At 39.7% G+C, this 605-nt stretch carries 2 protein-coding genes; both read right to left on the bottom strand.

The features are described from left to right. Nucleotides 1-61: 61 nt before the first annotated feature. A complete protein-coding gene (gene iscX, locus M3175_RS25795) occupies nt 62-262 on the bottom strand; it encodes a Fe-S cluster assembly protein IscX (RefSeq protein WP_007116656.1) in 201 nt (66 codons plus the stop codon). 12 nt (nt 263-274) lie between these two features. Beyond that, nucleotides 275-605 (bottom strand): acyl-CoA thioesterase (locus M3175_RS25790; RefSeq protein ID WP_251524541.1); only part of this gene is annotated, 331 nt, incomplete at its 5' end.

The raw sequence follows: 605 nt of genomic DNA, 5'->3' as shown, positions 1-605 counted from the left end.
GTAAATTAATTTAGCTGCTGGTCATTAATAATCTAGCATAAAGAAGAATCTAGCATTCAGCTTAATCTAGTTCGTCTAACCAAGCCATTTGAATCGCTTCTAGTTGTTTTTCGGTCGATTTGGTTGGGTCATCGCCAAATTCTTCTAACTGCGTCACATACCGATGCAAATCAGTAAAACGAATATATTGCACGTCTTCATCAGGGTATTTTTCAGAAAGTTGAATGGCAATTTCTAATGTGTCGTTCCATTTAAGGGACATATTTTTCTCCAGTTACTTGATGGGGGTGAGTTTTTTGATTTCGTTAAGATTGTCTTGCCAGGTTTTGATGACAGGGTGAGTTTGTTCATCTTGCTGTACAATGACACTGGTCGGTTGCACTTGCCCATCTAGCATCAATACAATTTTGGTCAGTGCCACCACATTTAAGTCATTTTTCACCCAAAACTCGTGGCGAAAATACAGGTATTTTTTATCCCAAGCCAGTAGTTGACTGCGAAGCGTCAATTTATCAAACAAAAAGCTTTCTTTGATGTAGGTTAATTGTTGCGATGCAATCACCCAACCTAGCTTGTCCGTTGGGCGTTGCTGCATCAGCCACTGT

The organism is Robertmurraya korlensis, from assembly GCF_023715225.1.
GTDB lineage: Bacteria > Bacillota > Bacilli > Bacillales > Cytobacillaceae > Robertmurraya_A.
Note: the sequence above shows the minus strand (reverse complement) of the source record. Positions and strands in the feature narration are given on the sequence as shown.